The organism is Methylorubrum aminovorans (genome assembly GCF_022179725.1).
Lineage (GTDB): Bacteria > Pseudomonadota > Alphaproteobacteria > Rhizobiales > Beijerinckiaceae > Methylobacterium > Methylobacterium aminovorans.
Window position 1 is genome coordinate 1 of record NZ_BPRC01000027.1, and the last position, 23,259, is coordinate 23,259.

The 23,259-nt window shown below is 68.9% G+C and carries 19 protein-coding genes and 2 pseudogenes; 8 read left to right on the top strand and 13 right to left on the bottom strand.

Annotated features, from left to right (window positions below; genetic code table 11):
• Positions 1 to 42 precede the first annotated feature (42 nt).
• Entirely contained in the window at positions 43 to 621 is a 579-nt protein-coding gene (locus MFF24_RS23130) for a hypothetical protein (RefSeq protein ID WP_238228297.1), read from the bottom strand.
• Positions 622 to 1,545: 924 nt separating this feature from the next.
• On the opposite strand from MFF24_RS23130, the gene MFF24_RS23135 reads away from it, so the two are divergent.
• A complete protein-coding gene (locus MFF24_RS23135; RefSeq protein WP_238228299.1) occupies positions 1,546 to 2,634 on the top strand; it encodes a hypothetical protein in 1,089 nt (362 codons plus the stop codon).
• A 3,415-nt stretch (positions 2,635 to 6,049) separates the two neighbouring features.
• On the opposite strand, the pseudogene MFF24_RS29100 reads toward MFF24_RS23135, so the two are convergent.
• Positions 6,050 to 6,757: pseudogene (locus tag MFF24_RS29100) on the bottom strand (bifunctional DNA primase/polymerase); the annotation flags it as partial.
• 1 nt (position 6,758) lies between these two features.
• Here MFF24_RS29100 and MFF24_RS23140 point away from each other — a divergent pair.
• The 5 genes and pseudogenes from MFF24_RS23140 to MFF24_RS23160 all read left to right on the top strand — a co-directional run.
• Positions 6,759 to 7,055, top strand: a complete 297-nt coding sequence (locus MFF24_RS23140; RefSeq protein ID WP_238228301.1) for a hypothetical protein — start codon at positions 6,759 to 6,761, stop codon at positions 7,053 to 7,055.
• A gap of 110 nt (positions 7,056 to 7,165) precedes the next feature.
• Positions 7,166 to 7,540 (top strand): hypothetical protein, encoded by a 375-nt coding sequence (locus MFF24_RS23145; protein WP_506302354.1) that lies wholly within the window; start codon positions 7,166 to 7,168, stop codon positions 7,538 to 7,540.
• A 185-nt stretch (positions 7,541 to 7,725) separates the two neighbouring features.
• Positions 7,726 to 8,334, top strand: coding sequence for a KwaA family protein (locus MFF24_RS23150; protein ID WP_238228310.1), 609 nt, complete (start codon positions 7,726 to 7,728; stop codon positions 8,332 to 8,334).
• On the top strand, positions 8,331 to 9,251 hold the full coding sequence (locus tag MFF24_RS23155) for a Kiwa anti-phage protein KwaB-like domain-containing protein (protein ID WP_238228312.1): 921 nt from the start codon (positions 8,331 to 8,333) through the stop codon (positions 9,249 to 9,251). The genes MFF24_RS23150 and MFF24_RS23155 overlap by 4 nt, the downstream gene beginning before the upstream one ends.
• A 424-nt stretch (positions 9,252 to 9,675) precedes the next feature.
• A pseudogene (locus tag MFF24_RS23160) lies at positions 9,676 to 9,907 on the top strand (IS630 family transposase); the annotation flags it as partial.
• Positions 9,908 to 9,919: 12 nt separating this feature from the next.
• On the opposite strand, the gene MFF24_RS23165 reads toward MFF24_RS23160, so the two are convergent.
• Both MFF24_RS23165 and MFF24_RS23170 read right to left on the bottom strand, forming a co-directional pair.
• On the bottom strand, positions 9,920 to 13,096 hold the full coding sequence (locus MFF24_RS23165; protein WP_238228314.1) for a UvrD-helicase domain-containing protein: 3,177 nt from the start codon (positions 13,094 to 13,096) through the stop codon (positions 9,920 to 9,922).
• Between the two features lie 7 nt (positions 13,097 to 13,103).
• Positions 13,104 to 15,830, bottom strand: a complete 2,727-nt coding sequence (locus MFF24_RS23170; RefSeq protein ID WP_238228316.1) for a PD-(D/E)XK nuclease family protein — start codon at positions 15,828 to 15,830, stop codon at positions 13,104 to 13,106.
• A 284-nt stretch (positions 15,831 to 16,114) separates the two neighbouring features.
• On the opposite strand from MFF24_RS23170, the gene MFF24_RS23175 reads away from it, so the two are divergent.
• On the top strand, positions 16,115 to 16,534 hold the full coding sequence (locus MFF24_RS23175) for an abortive infection family protein (protein ID WP_238228324.1): 420 nt from the start codon (positions 16,115 to 16,117) through the stop codon (positions 16,532 to 16,534).
• 27 nt (positions 16,535 to 16,561) lie between these two features.
• Here MFF24_RS23175 and MFF24_RS23180 read toward each other — a convergent pair whose 3' ends face one another.
• The 8 genes from MFF24_RS23180 to MFF24_RS23210 are packed head-to-tail and all read right to left on the bottom strand — an operon-like array spanning position 16,562 to position 21,046.
• Positions 16,562 to 16,894: a hypothetical protein gene (locus MFF24_RS23180; RefSeq protein ID WP_238228326.1), complete on the bottom strand. Its 333-nt coding sequence runs from the start codon at positions 16,892 to 16,894 to the stop codon at positions 16,562 to 16,564.
• 8 nt (positions 16,895 to 16,902) lie between these two features.
• Complete coding sequence (locus tag MFF24_RS23185) at positions 16,903 to 17,457, bottom strand: hypothetical protein (RefSeq protein WP_238228328.1); 555 nt, start codon at positions 17,455 to 17,457, stop codon at positions 16,903 to 16,905.
• Positions 17,458 to 17,459: 2 nt separating this feature from the next.
• Positions 17,460 to 17,897 carry a hypothetical protein gene (locus MFF24_RS23190; RefSeq protein ID WP_238228330.1) on the bottom strand — a complete coding sequence of 146 codons (438 nt, stop codon included), beginning with the start codon at positions 17,895 to 17,897 and terminating at the stop codon, positions 17,460 to 17,462.
• The gene (locus MFF24_RS23195; RefSeq protein WP_162940674.1) at positions 17,894 to 18,160 is read right to left on the bottom strand and encodes a hypothetical protein; all 267 of its coding nucleotides are present in this window, start codon (positions 18,158 to 18,160) and stop codon (positions 17,894 to 17,896) included. Before MFF24_RS23195 ends, MFF24_RS23190 begins: the two co-directional genes overlap by 4 nt.
• A 1-nt stretch (position 18,161) precedes the next feature.
• Positions 18,162 to 18,536, bottom strand: coding sequence for a L5-gp82 domain-containing phage-derived protein (locus MFF24_RS29160; protein WP_444543586.1), 375 nt, complete (start codon positions 18,534 to 18,536; stop codon positions 18,162 to 18,164).
• Positions 18,514 to 19,101: a hypothetical protein gene (locus MFF24_RS23200; protein WP_238228339.1), complete on the bottom strand. Its 588-nt coding sequence runs from the start codon at positions 19,099 to 19,101 to the stop codon at positions 18,514 to 18,516. Before MFF24_RS23200 ends, MFF24_RS29160 begins: the two co-directional genes overlap by 23 nt.
• Positions 19,089 to 19,346, bottom strand: coding sequence for a hypothetical protein (locus tag MFF24_RS23205; protein ID WP_108943185.1), 258 nt, complete (start codon positions 19,344 to 19,346; stop codon positions 19,089 to 19,091). The genes MFF24_RS23200 and MFF24_RS23205 overlap by 13 nt, the downstream gene beginning before the upstream one ends.
• Entirely contained in the window at positions 19,343 to 21,046 is a 1,704-nt protein-coding gene (locus MFF24_RS23210) for an AAA family ATPase (RefSeq protein WP_238228341.1), read from the bottom strand. The genes MFF24_RS23205 and MFF24_RS23210 overlap by 4 nt, the downstream gene beginning before the upstream one ends.
• 700 nt (positions 21,047 to 21,746) lie before the next feature.
• Here MFF24_RS23210 and MFF24_RS23215 point away from each other — a divergent pair.
• Positions 21,747 to 22,439: a hypothetical protein gene (locus tag MFF24_RS23215; protein ID WP_238228343.1), complete on the top strand. Its 693-nt coding sequence runs from the start codon at positions 21,747 to 21,749 to the stop codon at positions 22,437 to 22,439.
• A gap of 23 nt (positions 22,440 to 22,462) precedes the next feature.
• Here MFF24_RS23215 and MFF24_RS23220 read toward each other — a convergent pair whose 3' ends face one another.
• On the bottom strand, positions 22,463 to 22,921 hold the full coding sequence (locus tag MFF24_RS23220; RefSeq protein ID WP_108943189.1) for a hypothetical protein: 459 nt from the start codon (positions 22,919 to 22,921) through the stop codon (positions 22,463 to 22,465).
• Between the last annotated feature and the right edge of the window lie 338 nt (positions 22,922 to 23,259).

Consider the following 23,259-nt stretch of genomic DNA (forward strand, 5'->3'; position numbering starts at 1 on the left):
CTCGGCTACCGCTCGCCCGTCGTCTACGAGCAGGAGACTGCGTCAGAACTGCCGATCGAGACCCTGCTCAGCCAAGCCCCCTGAACCGTCCACAAAAACGGGGCAATCCCAAATTGGTCCTTGCAACTCCACGGGCAGCGGATTGCCGTGCAGGTCAAGACGTTCAAGCAGGTGCACGTAGGCACCAAGAACGATGTGGTCTCTGGCGCCGCCGCCAGTTCGCCAGACTCGATCTCTCGTCATGCCAATCCAATGATCGTACGGCGAGAACCGGTTGTTGAAATCTTGGGGGCGATATGGATCGTAGAGGGCCTCTAGGGGGTCGACGAGGAGGAACCGTTCCTCTCGATTCCAGTAGCAGGGACTCCAAATCAGCGCCTCGATAGCCCCTTCTCTCGCGAACCGCACTTCCTTCAAGATGCGTTTCTGGCGGTCTGGAAGGAGCATCTGAGCGCGGATTGAATCATTTAGAGGCGCGAGTTGAAATACGGGGTGGGTAGCAAGCGCGGCGATCCCGTTGGGTACGCGGCCAACCCACATCTCACGCGTTGGCAAGCCTGCGTCAGCGTGGCGAGGCCCGGGATGGTAGTAGGCAAGGGCACGGACTTGGCGGCTGGGCATGTCCCGATCTTACCAACCTCCATTACCGCACCGTCAACGTGGCCTCGGCCGTGCCTCACGCACGGACCCTGCCAAGTCGATGTTTAACCGCGAGCCCGAACATCGCTAGGTGCGAAAAAGGCGGGGCCCAGAGTTTCCTCAACGCACCCCAGCTCCTGGTATAACCTCCACCCTCGAGTTGCGGCATCGGCCTCGCTTGCCTTCATGCCCCGCTCGACTAGGACTTTCTTGCCCTTGAGGGCGATGTCGTGAAGCTCCCGCGGCGCGCCGGTGATAGTGCTGAGGACGTGGCGCTCCTCCTGGAGCTGGAGTAAGGCGTCAACGAGGGCGCCGTCGATCGCGAACCTGCGTTCCCGGCGCTGGCGCCACTGCCGAGAGCGGGCTGCGGATTTACGGGCCCAGCGGGCGACGAGTTGGCGCTTCGTTTCGGGCGGGGGATCGGCGGTCACATGCCTGGGCATGGCGGGGGCTCCTGCGTTCGACACGCAAGGTCGTATCCCGCCATGCCAGGAACAAACCCAGCCAGACGCCCGCCCAGGCCGTTCGCCGGGCCCGGAGGAACCGAGTACCCCTCGGCCGTCCGCGAGCCCTCGCGGGACAACCTCGGCTGCCTGCGGGCCGTCACCGTCCGCCACCGGGCCCGGCGGATCCCTTTATCGTCACCTTGGCGCGAAGCGCCCCAAGGAGGCCCCCTTCACGGCACCCCCGGGATTTCGCGGACGGAGCGGCCCGCTTGCGGGACGCGACGGGAGCCGAGACGACCGACCCCTCCCCGGGGACGGCGCCCCGCGCGCGAAAGAAGGCTTCGCCTGGAAACGCATCCCCCCTATAGTCCCCCCTTCATTTCAACGACAGTCGCGCGCAAGTGGTTGATGGCGCTTCGGTAAGCTTGATTATCTCGTGTCGGAGTGGTTCCATGCCCACATGAGGCACCCGAAGCCCCGCCCGCTGCCCATCTCAAGGGAGATCGCCACCTCCCTCGTCATCGCGTCTGCCCCGAGGAAGGAGGGGGCCGACGCGACGGCCGGGGCCATCCACGCGCTGCTCGTCGTCCTGTCCCGGATCGCCACGATCGTCGACGATCGGGGGGCGATGGAGGAGCTGGCGCGCGACGAGGCCCGCGAGGAGCACGACGACGAGGTGCTGGCGAAGGGCGGCGCGGCCACCGACACGATCCACGTCGCCGGGCGCGAGCTGATGCGGGACCTCGGCGTCACCCCGGCCGGCCTGGCGGCGGCGTGGGCGCGAATTGGCAGGATCCGCGCCTTCCTTGCGGGGCGCCGCCGCGGCATGCCGATCCGGCCGGCCCAGGGCGACGTGATCCGCGGCCGGGCCAAGCCGACGATGCCGGTTCGGATCGACAGGACGCTCGCCTTCGCCGCCCATGCCTACGGCGATCCCGGCGGCGACGCCGAGAGCGCGATCGTGTGGTGGGACACCGCGGCCGTCGCCCGGATGCGGAGCCGTTACGCGCCCGTGGCCTACCTGCGCGCCCTGGCCTGGATCGGCTGGCCGGAGATGCTGCCGGAGGAGGACTGGAACGTGCGCCGGACGGCGGCCGGGGCCCTGGCCATGGACATCCCGATCGCGGAGGCGCGCGACGCGCTCGGGGTCGACGGCTACGAACACCCGAGCGAACTCGATCGGCAGGTCGTGAAGGCCGTGCGGCTGGACCTCGCCCGCGCCGGGATCCGGTGGGACGGCAGGCTCGTGCGCAACCGCCGCGGCGAGGCCCAGGCCCTGCGACTGCTGATCGCCCAGGACGAGGCGGTGATCCCGGACGCGACGAAGCGGCCCCGGGTTTCCCGAGGCCGCATGTCGCCGGAGGAGCGAGCCCGTCGCCGGGACGCGGTTAGGCCCCGACGCCTCCCGCCGGCTCCGGACGGGACGCCGGTGCCTGAGCCTGATTCTGGCTTCGGGCGGCTCGTCGTTGCGCTCGACGGGCGGCGCGAGCCTCGCGTTCCTCGGCCGCCGCGTCGCAGGCGGCCTCCGGGCTCCACCCGGCCCCGATGAGGATCGCCTCGACCTCGATGGGGTCGTAGTAGACGTCGCGCGGCGGGCGCTCGCCCTCCATCTCGAAGACCTCGCCGAGGTCCTCTCCGAGCCGGGGCGGGACCACGGCGCGGGCCTTGGCGCGGGCCTCGCGCTCGGCCTGCCGGCGCTCGTCGCGCGAGCCGATCTCCCCGTCGAGGGCGTCGGGCGCCCGGACCTGCGAGGGCACCGGGACGGCGCCTCGCAACACTAGGCGCGTCCGCTCCATCCGGATGTCGCTCCGGTCGTAGGCCTCGACCGCGGCCGAGATCGCGTCCCCGGCCGAGGCCGGGATCATGACCTCGCGCTCCTCGACCCGGCGCTCGCCGGTGCGGGGATCGTCGCGGCTGACGCGGACCACGTGCTTATCGAGGCCGCGCGCGGCCGGGGCCGCGTTGCCGTCCCGGGCGATGCCGGTCCGGCCGATCGCCTTCAGCACGTGCGGCCACAGCTCGGGGGCTTGGTCCTTGATCAGGGCCTGATCGAGCACCCCGACGCGACGCACCGCCTCGTGGATGTCCGCGGCCCCCTTGAGGGTCGCCAGGGTGTCGACGGTCGTCACCGCATCGACGACGATGCCCTCCGGGAACACCGACGACACCGCCACCCAGACCGGGGCCTCGCCGTCGCGGTAGACTGGGCGGAGGCGCCCGCCGCACTGCCGCTGCTCCTCCTCGCGCATTTGATTCTGCACCGCCCGGCCCCAAGCGCCGGGCATCTCCGGCACGCGGTAGGCCAGGTCCCGGCCGTCGCGCAGCATCAGCGTGCGGTCGACCATCTCCATCTCGACGCCGTCGCCGGTGCCGAAGACGTCAAGCGGCGGCTCCGGCTTCTCGTCGTCGTACGTCAGCGCCGCGGCGTAGGCGTCGTAAATCCAAGTAGGGAATTCCAACCGCCCGACGGTGATCACGGCGGCATGGTCCTTGGCGAAGTCGAGTCCGCGGACCGCCCCGTAATGACCGGTATCGACGTTGTCGGGCTCCTCGTGGGCCGTGCGCAGGGACCGGCGCACGCGCTTCGGCGCGAACGTGGCGACGCGGCCCCAGCCATGGACGCCGGCGATCGTGGTCTCCAGGCGCCGGATCTTCGCGATGTCGCGCGAGATCGCGGCCGCGTCCTTGTCGTCCTTGGCGCACCCGACGTCGAGGCCCGTGGACACCCATGGCCTGTCGAGGCAGACGATCGTCCGCATGTGCAGGTATGCCGAGATCTCGACGGAGCGCACCGCCCGGCCGCCCCATAGTTTGGCGATGATAGCCTCGTCGGCCGAGGCGTCGAGGAGGAGGGTTGGGACCTCAGGAAGATTCGGCGAGGTGCGCCAGGAGAGGCGGATCATGTCCTCGTCCACGCCCCAGATCGCTCCCTTCCGGAGGACCTGGACGCGGGCGTCGTGGTCGCCCCTCGCTTGCCAGGCGCGCCCCTTCGCCGTCAGCCCGCTCTCCTCGATGAGGCGGCGCTGAAGGTGGTCGGCCTTGAGCAGCTCGATCCGGTCCGCGACGAGGGACCAGAATCGATGCTCCTGGACGATGGCGGTCCGCTCGGCAACCTGGAACAGGTCGGCGAGCTTCTCCATGCTGATGTTCGGCTTGATCCCGAAGCTGCGCTGCCCCCGGCCGCAGACCCGGATGGCGCTCTCGACGCAGCCGACGAGCTGCTCGTCCCGGTAGAAGGCCTGGGCGACGTCCCGCCCTGCGGCGATCGCCTGGAGCGCCTCGCGCACGGCGTGGTCGCGCTCGATCGCCCAACCCTCGGCCTCCAGGCCCTGCGCCTTCTCCTTGGCGGTCAGCGCCGGGGCGGCGCGGTTGCCGGGGACGAGGACGGAGAGCGGCAGGAGCGAGAAGCTCATCAGCTCGAACAGGCAGCGCTCGTCGACGATGAGCCCGGAGACGGCGTCGGCGAGCCCCTCCGGCAGGGCGTTCGTCAGGAAGACCGTGGGGGCGAAGACGAGATCGGCCTGCGCGAGCTCGCGCCGGGCGAGGATCACCGGGCACGCGCCGGGGGCGCCGCCGTCGGTGGCGGGGTGGTCGGGGTGGTGCCGGCACCACGTCTCCTCGTAGACGGGCTCGGCGTCCTCGGGCGCGCCCGGGACGAACAGGCGCTCCTTCAGGTGGCACAGCGCCGAGGCCGGCTGGTTTTTCTCCCGGAGGAACGCCAACTGCGGGCCCATGAGGCAACCGCCCCTTTCCTTACCGGTCAGGATCGCGACCTTCAGGCCCCGGGCCCGGGCCTCGTTCGCGGCCGCGGTGGCCATGGCCAGGTACTCGGTTGAGGGCTTGGCCTTCCGGCCCGATCTCGCCCGGGCAACAACCTCATCGATATTGTTATACGAGGGCAGCAGGAAGAGCTTCGGGCCGCTCGGCCCGTGCCGCTCGACGTCCTGGGAGAGCAGCTCGACCGCCAGCGAGGTCTTGCCCGCACCGGTCGGCGCCTTCGCGATCGTGACCGGCGAGACGCCCTTCTTGCCGCCGTGATAGGCACGGGCCTCGGCGGCGAACCCGGTGATCGTGTCGCGTAGTGCCCGGGCGACGCGCTCCTGCCCGGCCTCGCGCGTGGCCTGGTCGGTCACGATCGCGCGCTCCCGGCGCTTGCGGTCCTGCTCGGCGACCGCGATGGAGCTGACCGAGACGCGCGACAGGGCGTCGTCGCCGAGCCAGGCGAGGGCCTCGTCCTTCGGCGCCGCGACCGCGACCTTCGTGACGAGGGAGACCCGGCCCCGCTCGTCGCGGCCGACGCGATCCGCCCAGTCGGACCGGTTCGACATCGTCGCGTAGGCCGACTCGACGCGGGCCCGCGCCGCGCTCAAGACGTCCGTGTCACCCTGGCCGCCGTGCCAGGAAACGAAGTGATCGCCGAGACCGTCGAATAGCTCGCTCGCCTCCTTCGCCAGCGCGCCCGCCAGGGCGTGGCGCCCGGTGGCGGCAAGGGCGAGGCCGGCGTTGCGGGTGACGTAGAGCCACGCTCTGTTGCGGATGAACTGCTCGCGCCCGTCGACGACCTTGCCGGCCGCGCTCCACGAGACGTCGCGGACCGACTTAACGTTGCCGGGGATCACGAGGCCGTCGGTGTCGACCCGGGCGCCCTCGACGGCGCCCTCCTCGAAGACTACCTCGCGGCCCTGGTACGACTGCAACTTGCCGAGGAGGACGATCTCCTCGGAGACGCGCTCAAGGAAGGCCTGCAGCTGCGTCTGCGTGACCGAGGCGGCGGCGGTGGGGCGGTCCCGCAGCGGATGGAGGCCCCGGTACTGGAACGACGATCCCGTCTTCCAGTGGCGGCCGAGGATCGTGAACGCGGCGCTGTTCGAGAGGATCTCGACGGCCTGGGACGTCGGCTTCCCGTCCCGGCTCAGGACCGGATAGGATCGCTTAAGGCAAACGGGGCCGGTCGCCGGGTCGGTCGAGTAGATGAGCGCGAGCTTGCCCCCGCTCTGCGTGTACTCGCGGACGAAGGGGACGCCGAGGACCTCACGCGCGAGGCGGTGAATCCGATCGGTGACCGTGACGTCCTTCACGTCGATGTCGATGACGAAGGCCCGGTTCGCCGCGCTCATCACGGCGGCGACGTTCAGGGCCGCCGCGGAGCGCGTCATGGCGACGACCTCGCGCAACGTCTGCGCGCGCTCTGCCCACTGCTTGTACCGGATGCCCTTCCCCGGCTTGCGGTTGCCGTCTCGCTCCTGCGGGAACGTCACCCAGCCGTTCCGCCAGCAGCGTTCGGCGGTGTTGCTGTACGGCCGTCTGGCCTCGGGGGTCTCGGCGATGCGGCGCTGCCCCTCAGCGAGCTCGTCCACGGGATCGACGAGGACGGCGCCGGGGAGGCGCGCCAGCACCGTCGCGATGAGCGGGGCGGCCTCGGGGAAGCGCTCCAGGACCGAGGCGGTCTCGGGGAAGAGCGCCAGAACCGCGTTGGGTGTCAGGTTGTCAGCCACGGATGCCTCGGGTCGAAAGCGATGCCAGGTGGCTGTCCGTCGTTGTGCGCCGAAAACGAATCCGACGTGCGGGCCTGCCTGACGGAATTCGAACACTCGGACTGGCGTCCCACAAGAGGAGATCGGCGGGTTTACGAACAGAACGTGAATCGCTAGGTGGGGCTTCGCCTTCGGCATCGTGCCGGTCGGATGGTCGACCTGGGTCGCCCAGAACGTCCTGGACGACGCGAAGAGCGCGGGCGGGCTCCAGGTCGCTACCGTACAGGTCGCGAACACCGTCGGCGCGGGGCTGGGCGGCCTCGTCCTCGACATCGGGGGCGCGGCGGCGCCGGTCGTGGCTGCGGGGGCGCTCCTTGGCCTGACAGGCCTGATCGTGTCCGCACTCGAAGTCGGGTATCAGCCGGTCCGTGAGCCCGATCAACTCGATGTTGCGCTGGCTCTCACTCTGCGAAAGCGCTACGCCGACGAGGGCTGAACAGCACCGAGGCCGGCGCAGACCAGCGCGCCCAGACGGCATCACGAGAGGATGACGCGCGCCCATCCCTGAGGCGCGCAACAACGGTGCGCTCTACCGGAGATGCGCCGATGGCAAAGATCCTGTGCGTCCTGTACCCGGACCCGATCGGCGGCTACCCGCGAGTCTACCCTCGCGACGAGATCCCCATCATCTCGGCCTATGACAACGGGCAATCGACTCCGACGCCGAAGGCCGTCGATTTCAAGCCCGACGAGTTGTTGGGCTGCGTCTCGGGCGAACTCGGACTACGCGGCCTCCTCGAAGGCCAAGGCCAAGAGTTCATCGTGACGTCCGATAAGGACGGTGCCGGTTCGAAGGCTGGAGGTGCCCGGCGACTACCGATAGTTCACCTGATGGACGGGTCCGGTGCGGCCGAGACGGCCGTCCGTGCGAGCTGCGCTTCCCTCGCTTTGCGCTTGCGGGATTCCCATATAGGAACATAACAGGAACAAACCTGCCAAGGGTCGTGTCGGACGAGCACTCGGATATCCGCTTCCGGGTTCATGGAAGAAGCCGACCCGGCCGGCTGGCCTCGACACGGTTCCGCCGTCATGATCCCGTGGTGCTTCAACGGCATGGGCGGTCGAGACGGCTTCCGGCAGGCGTATGTGATCGGAACCCCGTAGCCATGCAGCTTAGGATCCTTATCGCGGCAGCCATCTATCTGGGCTCCTACCTGCCCCTGAGCCTGATCCTGCTCGCGCAGGACCTCGACCTGGAGGCGGTGAAGCGGGATATCTGCCCGGTCGGGTCGATGGTCACCCTTTCCTGCGCCAGCCCCCTCAAGAACCCGTTGTGGTCGCTTGCCGCCTTCGCCGTCTGCCTCGTGGGCATGGTCGTCACCTTTGTCGCGCTTCGTATCGTGCGCACCCCGCAGCGCGTGAAGGTGTCTGAAAGCAAGCACATACCCGCGGACCTGATCAATTACGTGATCCCGTACGTCGTCTCGTTCATCAGCCTGGACTTCGAGCAAGGCACCAAGCTTATCGGATTCGCGGTCTTCCTCGTCTGGATTTTCTGGATCACGTACAGGTCTGGCCAGATCGTGCTCAATCCCATCCTTGCGGCGTTCGGCTGGAAGCTGTTTGAGGTGAAGTACACCTATCCCGCAGGAAGCGGAATTTTCGTGGGTCGGATGCTGTCGAAGCTCGATATCGAGCCTGACCGTACCTACCTTCAGGGGCACCTGCAGGACGTGATGGTCGTTCGGGGCGAAGAGGGGGATGCCAGTCGATGACCACGCTTCCGGACCTGAAGGCTTTCGATCTGGCCGGGTCGGACGTGACGGTATGGGTGTTCAGGACTTCGCCCGGCAGGGACGGCAAGCCGAGGTTCTCCGGCCGATGGGTCGGGATCACCGAGGAGCTGGCGGGCAGGCTCAAGGAAGCGGTCGGCGGCGCGCTTGGCGTGATTACCGAAGTCATCGAGTACGATGTCTTGGAGCAGAACAACGAGGGCAGCGCCCTCACGATCCAGAGCGATGAGACTTACGTGCACCTCATCGCCGCTGAGGTGGCGAACGAGACGCCTGGACGGAAGGCCCGCAACGCCAAGGACTTGGGCAATAGCAAGTTCTGCATCATCAAGTTCGTCCGCGACGACAAAGCCATGCTCGCCGTGAGCAAGACCGACACGAGCTGGTCGACCCGGAAGACGGCCGGGGTCATCCGCGCGGTCTTCTCCGACAATGAGCTGGACGTCGAGGAGGCGCCCGTCTTTACGATCCGCCCGACCTTCGATTTCTTCGTGTTCGGCGAACGCATCTTTATCAAGAGCAAGCCGAATTTCGAGTCGGTGCTGGTCTACAAGGCGGGGCACGAGCAGGCGTTCACGACCCTGAAGCAGGAGGCCAAGTTTCTCGCACTCTTCTCGGATCTCGGCCCGCTCGACGAGTTCGTTGGGTCCAACAAGATCCAGCTTCGTCGGGCCATCGCGATTCAGACGAAGGGTCATTACAAGGACGAGACTTTTATGGCTCGCCTCCAGGCGGAGTGCAAGAACATGAGCCTCAACATCGCCTTTGACGATCAGGGGCGGATCGTGCCCACCGCCGAGACTTGTCGCGACATCTTCCAGGCGCTACTGAACCATCGGCTCGAATCACGGCTCGACTCGAAATTTTACGACGTGCCAAGCACGGCACCGGTCGCCTGATTACCGTGCGCCGCTCCGCGCGCATATGATTTGGCGGTGGACGGGACCTTTACGCGCCTTTCCCCCGGGTTGCCTCAGGGCGGGGCCGCCTTCGCGGCCGGCTACGAGAGCGTACCGCAGTTCACGCGCGAGTACGGCTGCATATGTTCGGATTGTCGCCGGTCCGGGATGCGAAGGCCCCCCGAAGCCTCGCGGCGGCGGCCTGAGCAGGAAGCCCAACGGTCGGTGTGCAGCCAGCTAGGCTCGCCGCTGTACGAGCCGCTCATCGACATCCGGAGGCGCACCGATCAGGCCGCGCGCGAACTCCTGACCCAAAGCGGGCGCTGGGGAGGTACGCTTTTGGGCAGACGGATTAAAGCTGTTCGACCGAATCTGGCCGATTGCGACACGTCCGCTTCGGGGTTCCCGGCCTCGGTAAGCCGACGTTGAGGCCGCGGGAGCGCGGCTGCTCTACGTCCCGCCTTACGGCCGCGAGTCCAGCCCGGTTGAGCAAGCCTTCGCAAAGCTGAAGGTGGGACCTACGCCATGCGTCAATCCGCACGATCCCGGGTCTCCAGGCGGTAACCCGACCGACCTTCACGCGCGTTACCCTGCAAGAGTGCCGCAACTACCTCGCCGCAGCTTGGTACGCGGACGACTTGGCTGCAGCTAACTGACTGGGAACAGCGCTAGCTACCCTGAGGGAGCGCCATCGCAGTCGCGGCCGCTGCACCGACTTCGATGATTGTGCCCACCAGCGGCATGTGGACGAAGAGGCCTCCACACACCGCTCCGGTCGCCGTGGCAACAGCCTGCGCGTAGGCGGCGAGCTGAGGTGCTGCTCCGACAGCGCGATCTTCCCATTGTTCGAGGCGGCCTGGGAAGCTCTTGTGATCGATGATGGCAAACGTGTCGCCCCAGTCTAAGAGGAGGTCGATGCAGCCAACGGTGAACTGCCCCGCCACCGGAGCGAATACTGGAACCTCGCGCCGCAAACGCGCGTCGGGAAATCGGTGGGCTAAAAACTGCCAGAGGCGATCGGCACATTCGACGAGGCCTCGTGGATCGAGCTGGCCTGCCACGTTCCAACGCTCCAGTACGTGCAGGGCTCGGTGATGGCGCCTTTCGAGCTTTTGGTCCTCTCGATCCACGGCCAAGAAATTGTGCACAGCTTGGCCGAGCACGTCCATCTCTGGGTTACCCGAGAGCGGCGTGCGGCTGCCGAGAGGCGTCCGTGCGAGCACACCGAATGCAGCCGGATCGACAGCGCAACTCGGCCTCAACCTCAGTGGTGGGTGGACCATTCGCTGCCGTGCGATGCCAAGGAACGTTGTGTCTGCGACCTTCGTATCGGCTGACTCCGACGGTGTCGCGAGGAGTTCGAACCGTGCAGGATGCTTGGCTCCGGCGGCCACGACGGAGAAGCCGTCGTGCATGGGCAGGATCACTTGCGGATCCTCCCCTTCGTTGAGCGTGCCGAGCCAGGTGGCGGGTGCGACATTCCTCGCGAAGACCAAATGGTCCCGGGCGCGCGTCGCCCCCACATACAACAGACGCACCGCCTCGTCGCGAGCCTCACCAGCAGTCTTCCGGCCGATTGTGCTTGCTGCTGCTGCAGCATCGAGGGGGATGCCTGCCGATTGTGCGCCATACGGCCAAGGCCAAAATCGGATCCAGCGGCCGGCGAGCGGCGCTTGCCAGTCAAGCGTGCCGACGACTTCGGCTACCGGAGCGAATAGTTCCGTGCGCGGCGCGCTTTCGAGCTGCGCTAGGACGACGACTGGCCACTCAAGACCTTTCGCCGAATGATAGGTCATGACATGGACGGCGTCCTCATGGCTGCGCGGGCAACGCACCTCTTGACTCGGGAGCCAAGCAACAAGCCCGCCGAGCGTAGCGGGTCGACGCAATCTGGCGCACTCGCCCTCGTAAGAGCAGGCGATGCCGCGGAACGCCTCCAGAGCATGCAGCCGTGATGCGGCCTGCCCCCAGCGGCAAGCGAGATCCACCACGTCCGTCGCGAGGATCACGGCATCGACGATCTCACATGGCGTCATCGCAAGCTGGCGGGAGCGGAGGTCCTGCAGAGTGCCTGCGAAGGGGAGGCGAGATTGCAGAGCCTCATCCGGGTCGTCGACGCCCAGTGCATCGAGCCAGCCCTGGGGCTCGTCTTCGCCTCCGGCCAGCCGCACGAGTTCGGCGAGCGAGAGCCGATCGCTGGGATCCGCCGTCCAGCGCAAAGCCGCCATCGCCAGCTCAACCTCCGGTGTGGCGAACAGATTTCCGCGCTCGACTGCCACCCTGACCCCAAGCCTGGTCAGAGCCGAGGCAAGGTCCCCAACATCGGAGTTATAGCGGCAGAGAACCGCGATGTCGGAGGGACGCAGATCGCGCACGGTGGAACCCGAGCGCGACCGGACCGGCCAGCGCGCCGGTTCGGACAGGGCCGCTGCGATGCCTCCAGCCAGGCTCGCGCTGCGGTCGGCCTTGGTTTTCCCGTTCGCGTGCCAGACGGAGAGCGGCGGGTGCGTGAGGCCTGCGTCGTCGCAGGCCCAGTCGGTGAACCGGGACGCCTCAGCGGGTAGACCCATCCGCTCAAAAGCCGGCAGGAACGCATCGTTGACGAAGGCGCAGAGCCCAGGCCGGCTACGCCAGGACTTCGACAGGACCTCGGAGGTTCCCCCGGTGCCGGCCGCGATGCCCTGCGCTGCGGCAAGCGTGAGGTTCGTGTCGGTGTTGCGGAAGCCGTAGATGGCCTGCTTCGGATCGCCTACCCAAACGCTGTGGGCGGCTATGCGCGCCAGTTCGGTGAAGATGGCGACTTGTAGGGGGCTAGCGTCCTGCACCTCGTCGACCAACACGACGCCGATGCTCTCCCTCAGCCGTTCCTGTGTGTCAGGCCGCTGCAGGATCTCCAGCGCCAGCACTTCCTGGTCCGTGAAGTCGAGGAGACCGCGTTCGGCCTTGTAGGCCTGGAAAGCCGTGGCGCACTGCGCGGCACAGTCGAAGACGAGATGGATGAACCGCTCGAGTTCCTGCCGTAGCCCGGGATGGCGGGAGTGAGCCGCCGCGGCGTCGGCGACGTTTGCGAAGAGAGGAGCATCGGCTTTGGAGGCCTTCGGCTTGCTCAGCTTGGCCCAGAGCGACCAGGGCAGCAACTCGCCACGGTCCAGAATGCTGGCCGCGAGCTTCACGGCGCTGGCGGCCTTGGCTCCCTCGCCCTTCAATGACCGGCCGTCCAGGGCTTCCTGCGCCTCTTGGATCGCTGCGCGGAGGGCCGCGTCGAGGTCTTCCGCCGACCGGATGGGATCCGGCTCCGGAAGAAGGACGAGCAATCCGTCTCGTGATCGCTCCGCGGAATGGGCGAGTCCAGCCTCGTCAATGCCATTTGCGCGGACCAGTTCGATGATGCGCCGAACGAGCCCCCGCCAGTCCGTATCCTGGTCGGCGAGGCCGAACTTCTCGCTCAGTGCATTCAAGGCCGGCGCGAAGGCCGTCAGTGTCTCGTCGGTCGCGGTCGCGAAGAGCAGAGCCGCGCTGCCGTCGGGGATGACCTCGCCGCCGGGTGGGCGCCCGAGCTCGAACGCGAAGTCCTCGACCAAGCGTCCGCAGACCGCGTTGACCGTACCCATGCGTGCTCCGAGGAGCGCTGCGGCGTCCTCGCTGCGACCCAGTTCGATCAGGTGGGCGCGTGCGCGCTCGACCAGTTCCTCAGCCGCCTTCTTCGTGAACGTTGTCGCGAGAATGCGGTCCGGCGCGATACCAGCATCGAGGAAGCGCGTCAGTTGGCCAACGAGTGCGGTCGTTTTGCCAGTGCCGGCTGACGCCAGTGTGGTGTCGACCCGATTGAGGGGAGATGCGTGCATCGGGGGCCTATCCTACGGACACGGAGCGGCAGAGGCGGGTCATGTCGCAGTACGCGCAGACTTTGGGGCTTGGCGTGAGGGCGAGGTCTTCTGGCAGGTGCTCGGTCGCGCCGGGGACTCCAGCGGCGATCCCACGTCCGGACTGGGCCAGCGCGGCGAGTCGGCTGCTGTCCTGAACGACCACGTCCCAGGTCTCCGCCAAGCCGCGGGACACGCTGATTTCCTCGTGAGCCAGCGGTGAGGCCTCCTCCGCGAGAAGGCGCTGTTGTCTGAGCAGGAAGTATCCGGCGGGGGCGGCCGCTCCGTTGGGTTCGACCAAGCGACTGTAGGTGGCGAGCTGGACTGCCCTCCCCTCGGCGAGCTTGGCTTGGTGCGCGGTCGCGCCGCTCTCCGTCCATTTCAGATCGACCACGGCCCGGCCCCTATCGGGACCACGCACCACGAGGTCGATACGGCTTGCCACCTTGACGGTTCCGAAGTCGTGTTCGTGCTCGACCTCGAGGCCCTCGATCGCGAAGCCACCCCGCGCCAGGATGGCGGAGAGGCTCGCGAGCGCGTCAGGAACGCGCTGCCGCGCGAAGGCCAGCTCTCGCGCGTATCCCGGCAGCAGGAGGGGAGCGGCGATGAGCGGGAGCAAGCCGTCAAGCGCCGTCACGGCCCGCATCCTCACCACCTCGGCGTCTGGGATCTCTCCCGGCTGGAAGGCTGCCTCGGCCACTGCATGTGCGAGGTTGCCGAAGAGGCGCTCCGGCTTTGGGATCTCGCGCGTGCCGCCCTTCCTCAAACCGGCGACGTGCTGCAGGACCCAGCGCAACTGGCAGGTGAGAAGGTCCTCCAAGCTCGTCGCGCTCTCCCGGCGTTCGGTATCCTGCGCGCGTGCCGCGAGCGCGGGCGGAAGGTCCCAGGCGGATCGCGCGCGAGGTAGGTCGACAGCAACGCTCGACGAACGCACCACCTCGCGTGCGGCGAGGGGAACTCGCTCCTCGACGAAAAGGCGCTCAGCTTCGGATCGGACCGAGGGCGCATTCTGCGCCTGATTGAGGAGAGGGTGGAGCTGCTGGCTGAAGGGGTGCGGAGCGGCCTCGGTCCCGCGGTCTAGCCTGGGCCGGACAAGGAAGAGCGATCGCGCGTTCAATGCCGCGGCTTGCCAGTGCGCGGCCTCACGACGGTTCGCTGTTTGGGCAGGCTCCGGGCAGCACCCGGCCTCTTCAAGCGCGGTGCGCTCCTTCAGGCTCCACGGAAACCGTGCCGCGGATGATGCCGATCCGGCGAAGTCCCACCAGACCACGCGATGCGCGCTCCCCCATAAGCCGCCAGGACTGCTCACGGCGCGCAGGCGGCCTGCCTGCGCGTGGCAGTTCGGATCGGGCAGGCCGTCCGCGATGGCCTGATCGATCATCCGGTCGATCTGGAGGGCGGTGACCGGTGAGTGGCCGAGCGCATCCAGTGCGGACGTGAGGGCGCGCGCCGCACCGACGACGCACAGCAGCAACGGATCGCGTCCGCCCGCATCGAGTTCGACCGCCCATTCGAGAACGCGGCGGCAGAGGACGATCGCGTCCGGTGCAGGCATACCTGCCTTCCGGTCGTGTTGCCCGAGGCTGGTCCAGGCGCGCCACCGGTCGCGTGTCCGGGCGACCTCTGCCGCGGCTTGCCGGGCGTCCTTGCCCTCGTCCGCGTGCATCGATTCCTCATGCAGGCGAGCCTCGATCTGCTCCCAAGCGCGTTGCCATGCGGGCCCGCCGATACCGGGCTCCTTGGCGAGCGCGCGCGCCAACGTGCGAGCTGCCCAACGACGCATGGGCGGCCGGGGGAGAAGCAGAAGTTCGAGGAGCTTGCTCGGATCCACCGGGGTCCAAGCCAACGCGAAGCTCAGCGACAGCACCTGAAGCGCGCCGCGGAAAGAGGAGGCTGGGGAGAGACCCAGCTGCGGCAGGCCACGGCGGGAGAGGGCTTGGTCGAGGAGGCTGCTGTCACCGTCGGGCACGATCACGACCGTGTCGCCTGCAGCGCCGGCCTCATTTTCACAGGCGAGCCACTCGGCCACACATTCGGCAGCCGCGATTGCCGAGGTGGCCGAGAGGTCGCAGACGGTTCCGTCGCCGGTCAGCGGAGTGCGCAGACCGGTGCGCAGGTAGACGTGCAGCCGACCGATGTCGGAGGCGACGTCGACCGGCGTGAAGCTCTTCACGAGACGCACGACTGTTCCGGCCGTTTCCATGGCGTCGACCAGCTGGCGCCAACCGGGCGGCAGGAGCTCGGAAGGCTCCGCGAGCTCCAGGAGATCGATATCGAGCGGAGCACCGCCCTCGATGGTGGTGATCACCTCACGGAGGAGATCGGCGCGCCCGCGCGGCACGACAGGATCGGCCTGCTCAGCGGCGGCGAGGTCGGCCAAGCGTACCGGGGGATCTACGAGCCGCGTCGGTGACCAGCCCGCCTCGACCAGGACATCGCGCCACGACAGCACCTGTCGCGCCGTCGCCCACCCGTCGGACGCCAGCGAAGCCGTCCAGAACCGCGGCGCGTCTCGACCGGCGGCTTCCAACTTCCTCTGCCATGTCGCGATGCGTACGACCGGCGGCACCTGAGGGCCGCCGAGGCCCAGGCGCGTTGCGAGGATATCGAGAAGTCCGGCCGGACCGACCACCGCACCGTCAACGCAGCCTGTCTCCCCGCCAGGATGCTCGGGATAGACTCGACCGTCGGCGGTCGTCGCGAAGACGAGGTGCATGCGCGCTCCACTGCCAAGGGGGCGACCTCAAATAGATCAGGCCGACCGAGGGCAAGGATTGAACGCAATCTACAGTTAAGAACACCTTACGCGCCTCACGCGTATGCACAGGGAGCACAGTGCGCGACCGAACGCACGGCCGTCTGGGAGGGTGCGATCGTCAGCTTGACGCTTGGCTAAGCCCCCCTGTTAACGTGGGGTTGTGACAACGGGGAGCGGATCCTGCCCGGAACCCGTAGAGTAGATGCCAGGTCCCAGCGCTGGCCAGCTTCGACCCCGAGGAAGTGCATGCGGTCTGGACCAAGGCCCTCGCACGCCGGACCTCCGACCCCGAGGGCGCCATCACCGTCGCGCGCACTCTGGTTGAAGCGGTGTGCAAGCACATCCTGAATGGGCTCGGCATCTCCTACGGCCCAAAGGACGATCTGCCGAAGCTCTACGGCCTGGTCGCGGGAGGGTTGAAGCTCGCCCCCGACCAGCACCGGGACGTGCCGATCAAGGCCATCCTCGGCGGGGCCATGAGCCTGGTGAATGGACTCGGCACGCTGCGGAACCGCTTTTCCGACGCCCACGCCGACGAACCGTCGACGGAAGAGCGCTCACGCGTCCGGCCGTCGCCGCGGCACGCCAGCCTCGCGGTGAACGTGGCCGGCGCCGTCGCAACCTTCCTAGTCGAGACCTACCAAGTGCGCGGCAAGGTCTAACCTCAGGGAGATCTGCTCCGTGAGGAATCACGGCACCGGGCACGGACGCGGTCCGGTGTAGAGCCGGAACATCACGCCGTCGTGCAGCAGAGTGCCGTCCCGGCGGACCACCAGGTCGGTGTCGAGCGCGACGCTGGCGCCGCCGTTCGCGAAGCAGGCCTCGGCCCGGGCCCGGCCGCGCTCCAGGCGCACGCGCTCGCAATCCAGGAGATCGATCCCGAGGCCGCCGTCGGCGCCGACGGAGATCGGCGGGACGCCCAGGCCAACCGGGCAGTAGAGCCCGGGCGCGGGCAGACGGGGGCCGGCTTGGGCATGGCCGGAGAGCGCGGCCAGGGCCACGGCGAGGAACGCGATACGCATGGTGAGCCTCAATCGAAGGTGAGCGTGCGGGACAGCCAGAATACCTCCGAGGCCTTCCTGGCCTCGGCGAGGGTCAGCCGTTTCTGCCGGGCGTAGAAGACCGCGAAGCCAATCTCCGCGTCCCTCGCCGTCCTCTCGATGAAGTCGGCCGCCTCGTGCCAGCGGGCGTCCGTGCCGATCGGGCCGTCGGGGCGGAGGGACCGCCGCGGCGCACGGTAGCCGGCGTCGTACGCGGCGAGCTCCAGCTCCCGGGCGTGCGCCGGGAGCAGGTGCCGGCCTTCGCGGTGGAGCTCGTCGCTCGTCAGCACCAGCCGGATCCAGCCCGTCAGCGTCCGGCACCACCCGATCCCGCCGGGGCCGGTGAGCATGGCGACGACCGGCGCGCAGGTCCTGGCCTGCCCGTTGAGGAAGCCGACGAGGGCCATCGTGCCCGTGACGGGGTGGACGCCGTAGGCCCACCTGTTCAGCAGCGGGGCGTCGCCCCAGACGTGGCCCGTGGGCTCCCAGCCGCCCGCGAGGCGGTCCCGGTCCTCAAACGCGGCCTCGATGTCAGCGCGGGTCATGCTCAGGGCTCCACCGGGGGGAGGTCGTCTTCGTCGGTGTCGGGGGTGCCGGTCACGAAGCCGGGGTGCGCCGGTAACTGCCGGCCCCGGCCCCGGCGGCCGTCGAGGATCCGCGGATGCTCCGGCTCGATCATGCGGCCGAGGATGAAGAGGACGCCGTCGTCGGTCTCCATCCACGTGTCGGTCCGGTACCGGATCGGTGCCGTGATGATCGGGCCGTCCTCGCGGCTGGGATGCCCGTACGCGATCCCGGAGAGGCAGATCGCGCCCGGCACGGTCGGGGACTCGCGCAGCTCCCACCGGTCGAGGAACGGCGCCGATCGCAGGTCCGTGTGCTCGAATCTCCGGCCCTCCGCCATGCGGGATAGGGCCTCCCGGACCTGCCGCCGGTGCTCCTCGATCGCGCGGATCTCGGCGGGGTTGAGCGGGCGCAGCCTCACAGGGTCACCCCTTCGGTGGGAAGGGCATGCCGGGGCGAGCCGAGGCGGACGAGGCCGGTCCCCCAGGCCCAGGCCCACCCCTCGTCGGTGTCGAGTCCCTGCACGCAGCCGGTCTCGCGCTGCAGCCCGCGCTCGTCGACGCCGTGCAGCACGTAGCCGTCGCCGCGGCGCTCGGGCCGGAGCTCCCAATCGTCGAGCAGCCCGGCGCGGTCGAGGTGCGCTAGGTCGAAGGTCTGGTGCGGGTATCGGGTCAGCTTCACCATGTCAGGTCCCTCCGATGCGTACGTTCGCACCGGGGCAAGCAAGGCACCACGCGCTGCCATCGGCCTCGAACCAGGCGGCTGCCGCGGCGAGGAGGACCTGACCTTCGGCGAGCCTGAAGCCGGGCTCGGCGAGCCGGTAACGGAAGCGGACCGCGGCGGGAGGCCTGGGCGCGTCGGTCGGGACGCCTCGGGCCCAAGCGTGGACGTCGCGGGCCCCGAGGCGCAGGCACCGGAGCCGGGCCGCTTCCGAGGACCGGAGGACGACGTCGCGCAGTGCGATCGCCGGGAGGTGCCCGACGACTCGACGGCCGACCCGCACGGACCAGGCGCGCCTAGTCAGGTTGCGGTGCACGTCAACGCTTCCTGGCGTGTGCATCGCAGGCCGTCTTGATCCAGCCACCGGGCCGTGTCCGCCCCGGCGCGCCGCAGGTCTCGCAGACCGCCCCGGAGATCCACTCGGCCGCCTCGATGATGCGGTTGGCTTGCAGCTCATTCCCGGTAGCGCACCAGTAGAACCTGAGGGTTCCGAACTTCTCCTTGATCTGGGAGGCCACGAAACCTTCGGGAATGCCGGTCTCCTCAATCCAAGAGGCCGTCGCGGAGAGTAGCCAATGCCAGCCCGGCCCGGTTTCCGTAAAATCACCGATGACCTGCGGATGGTCGGCCGCGAGGTCCATCTGGTGGTGCTCCGAGATCGCCCGCGGCTCCGGACTGTCCTTCCAGCGCAGGGCGACCATGCGGCTGACGAGCTCCGCGATCGCCTCGCGGTCCGGGAGCCGGCGGGTGTCGCCCCGTCGCCGGCGCATGCGGGGCACGTCGAACCGGATACGGGGCCCCTCCGGGGTCGGGTCGACGCCGGTCACCCGGATGCCGACCATGGCGCCCTCGTCGAGCGCGCCGGTGAGGAAGGCCATCGCTTCGGCGGGGATCACGCGAGGCATGACGGGGCGCTCCAAATACGCGGGCGGGGGTCGGGCAGGCGGGGGACGGCGCGCAGGAATCCCGCGGCCGAGCGGGCCTCGTTCAGGGACCGGGCGGGGTCGCGGTCACCGTCTTCGACGAGGCGGATGAGGCAGCCCACGTAGCCGTAGACGCCCCGGCCCAGGTTCTCGTCGATGCGTCGGTGGTCGAGGTCCTCCTCGATCGCCTCGCGCAGGAGCCGGAGCTCTGAGAAGACCGGGCTCATTGCCGGAGCCCCGACTCGCGAGCGTCGAGCACCGTCTCGACGAGGCGCCGCAGGGCACGCAGGCTGCCGCCCTTGGCCCAATTCGCCTCCAGCGCCGCCCATTCCACGCCGTCGAAGCTGGGCGCCCAGAGCTCGTCCAGGCCCCGGTCGGCACGGACCTCGGCGAGGATCGAGGTCGCGAGCTGGCGCAGGTGTTGCGGGCCCGGCTCGTCCAGGCGCAGGATGAGGCACCGGTCGAGCAGCGGCCGCGGGATCGAGTCGAGCGAGTTCGCCGTCAGGATCCACTGCACGCGGGACAGGTCGACATCAGCCTGGAGGTAGGGGTCCCGGTACCGGGCGGCCGTCTCGACGCCCAGCATGTTGACCAGCACGTCGGCCGCGTTGCCGTTGTGTCGGCCCGTCCCGATCTTGTCGACCTCGTCGACGACGAGGAGCGGGTTGGCGACCTTCGTGCGCAGGAGATCCCGGAACGGCGCGCAGAACCCGCCGGTCGACCAGCCGCGCGGAACCCCGGCGAGCGTCAGGGCATCCGACGCGCCGGCCATGGAGTAGACGGCCGGCTGCAGGTCGAGGACCTCGCCGTACCGGCGCGCCAGCCGGGTCTTGCCGCCGCCGGGCGGTCCCCAAATGAGGACCGGCGGATTGCCGACGAACTCGCGGGAAGCCTGCGGACGGAGCAGCCGGTCGACGATCCGTTCGGCGTGCGGCGCGTCGGCCAGCAGCGTGGCGCGCGTTGCCGCGAGGTCGGCCGGGGGCGTGACGAGCGGCAGGCGGACGCCGATGATCGGCGCGGCATCCTTCAGCGGGTCGTTGTCGCCCTTGCCGGCCTTCTTCACATGGCCGACGTCGCCGACCACGATCATGCCCGGCGCGAGCGGCAGGTCGGCGCCGCTGTAGGTCTGGCCGTCCTCGTTGAACCAGAGAACCCCGTCGTCGGGCTCCGCTTCCGACACCGGGGGCGCCTGCCGCACGATGCCGGCCCGATCCTCCAGGATGGCCGCCCGGTCCTCCGGATCGTCCGGGGCCGATGCGCCCGGCTCCGGGGTATCGATCGCTTCCTGCACGAGTGAGAGCAGGTGGACGAGCCGGCGCGCGTCGCCGTCCGCTTGCCAGATCTGGAGATGCCTCGATTCCTGAACGTAGCCGCGGACGTCCACAAGGGGGATGTGGAGGTCGGCCGCGTGCAGGTAATCCAGCATCGACAGCATGAAGCCGTGCGTCACCGGGTCGGCGAAGCTCGTGGGACGCCCCCGCCAGTGCCGGGCGCAGAGCACGGCACAGCGCATGGCTGCCCGCTGGCAGCCGCAGGCCGCGGCGTAGACCAGCATTCGCTCCACGATGTCCTCGACGACCGGGACGGTCTGCCCGAGGATCGCGCCGCGCCCGGCATCGGTGTCGTCGAGGACGGTCTGCGCCGCCTCCTCGACCATGCGCATCCTGGCGACGGACGGGTCGGAGCGCAGGCCCTTCATGGCGTTCAGGAGGCGCTTCGGGATCTTGTGCGGCCACGAGGGCTCAAGCATCGGGCTCAGGTACGTGCCGATGTCGCGGACAAGGTCGCCGCCCTCGAACTCGGCCCCGCTGAGGAGCTCGATCGTGTTGTGGGGCTTCTCGCCCGGCTTCGGCCACCTCGGCTTCGTGTAGCTGGGCAGGCGCTTGAGAACGGCGGCCAGGGCCGCGCGGCGGGCGGTCTTCGACATGGGGAGATCTCGCTGGAAACGGGGGCGCGCATGCCGCCGAGCGGGGGCTCAAGGCGGCGGGGAGGTCAGGCGCGTTTCGGTTTCGACAGCGTGCTCATGAGGCCAACATGCCGGGCGGAGACTCCCGGCGCAAGAGGCCGATCCAGTATTGGTTGATGAATCCCTGGGCGGGGACCGCGTGTTACTTCCTCAGGGTGATCCGGCCGAAAGACCCTGCGAATGTAACATGTGCCCCGGCAAGGTTCGTCTCGGTGGTCGGCTCGTGTTGCCCGGATGCCTCTGTGCGAATCTTGGGAAGATGGGACCCTCAATGCAGAAGGGGTGACCCATGCTCGACTGCCCTGACGATTGCCGGCTCGTAGGCGACCGGGTCCTGCGTGAGGACCAGAAGACCGCCCGCAAGGGGCACGTCTGCGACATGTGCGGCTGCTCCGGGATCGCGCCGGGGACTGGTACGACACGCTCGTCGTCATCGACGAGGACACCGGCCGGTTCGCGATCAAGCGCTACTGCCTGAACGCCGCGGACTGCCTGCTCGAATCCGAGGCGGCCGAGCTCGCGAACGCCGAGGAGATGCGCAAGGCCTCCGACGAGTTCTGGGCCGCCTGGGTGGACGGGCGTGCAACCGCTGCGGCAACACCGGACTGCTCGGGGACGACGAGAACGCCGTCCGGTGCCCGGACTGCACGGAGAGGGCCTGATGACGATCGAGCCCACCGAATTCGACATGATCGCCCTGGCCCGCCGGGGTCTGCACGCGCACCTCGACGAGGTGATCGCCGAGATCAAGATGGCGCGCGCCCACGAGCTCTGGGACCGCCGGACGGGGCAGATGACGCCCGAGTCCGAGGAAGCCAAGGCCAAGGCGTGGGGCAACTGGTGCGAGGCTGCGCGGACCTTGGACCTCTTCAACCTGCTCCACCCGGAGCCCGTCGCGGCATGTGCCACTCCACTCCCGACGCGCCGGCCCGGCCCGCGAGGCCGTCGCCCGGTACCTGCCGGCCGACCCGGACGCGTCCCGGTTCGCCCGGGGCATAGCGGCCTACGCGCGCTGCCAGAACGCCTGCCGCGACAGGACGGTCGGCGAGCCGGAGTGCTGGGATTCCTGCAGGCGGGCCGAGGCGGCCATGAGGAGGAAGGGATGAACGATGGGAAGATGGTATCGGGGTTTCTCGGAGCGCTTCTGGCGGTGGCGACCATCGTTGCCGGGTTCGGCATCGCCGCAGTCGGCATCAACATTCCTGGCGAGGGCGAGGGCGAGGGCGGGAAGCGGCACGGGGGCGTCCTCGTCTGGACGGACCCGAAGACCGGCTGCCGGTACACTTCCGCGGAGCAGGGAATGAGCCCGCTCCTCGGACCCGACGGCAAGCCCGACTGCGCGAGGCGTCAGTGACCTGTCCCACCCCCTCGGCCGCCCTACTCGATCGGCTCGCCCGCCGGTTCCCGCAGTCCCCCGGCCACGCCCCCTGGCGCTCTCGGCAGGCGGGCCCTGATCGCGGCCTCGATGGCCGCGGCAGCGAGGTCCGCCTTGGCCCCGTGCGGGAGGACCTCATGGGCCAGGGCAAGCGCCGAGTTCGAGTCGGCCTCGATAACCGTGGATCGCTCGCTCCCGACGAGCACGCGCACGGTGAGCTCGACGCGCGCCCCGGCGCCAGGGCCGTCCTCGGACGGGTAGCGGGAGCACTCTTCGACGAAGCCGGCCGGCCGCGTCGGGGGTTCCATGCCGGGGAGGGCACGCAGGGCGGCGTTGCAGTCGTACTCGCCGTCGAGCGGCATGGCGGTCAGGACCTCCCGACCGGCGTCCGTGAGGACGTGGCCGTCCCAGACCACGTCGGTGAGCCCCGCCTCACGGGCCTCCTCGACGGCGGGGATCATGGAATGGTCGGCGATCCTTCCGGCCGGAACGCACACGTCATGGATCACGTGGAGGGCCGCGTCGGGGCGGCCCTTCCATTAGGCGATCACGAGAAGCGCGTCGGCGGAGAGGGGCGTGGCCATGCCCATGATTCTGAATCCGCCCCGGCGCGGAGGCAAGCGCTCGTGAATACCGGGGTCCCGGCCTAATGGACGGCTTACAGCTGAGAAAGGGGAGAATGCCGCGCTGGAATCGCTGCGAGAAGCCGGATCACCGCCACTTGTGGGACGTCACAGACGAGGCCGCCCTAGTGAACGCGATCCGCTCGTCGACCTACGGGGAGGGCGACGACTACCGC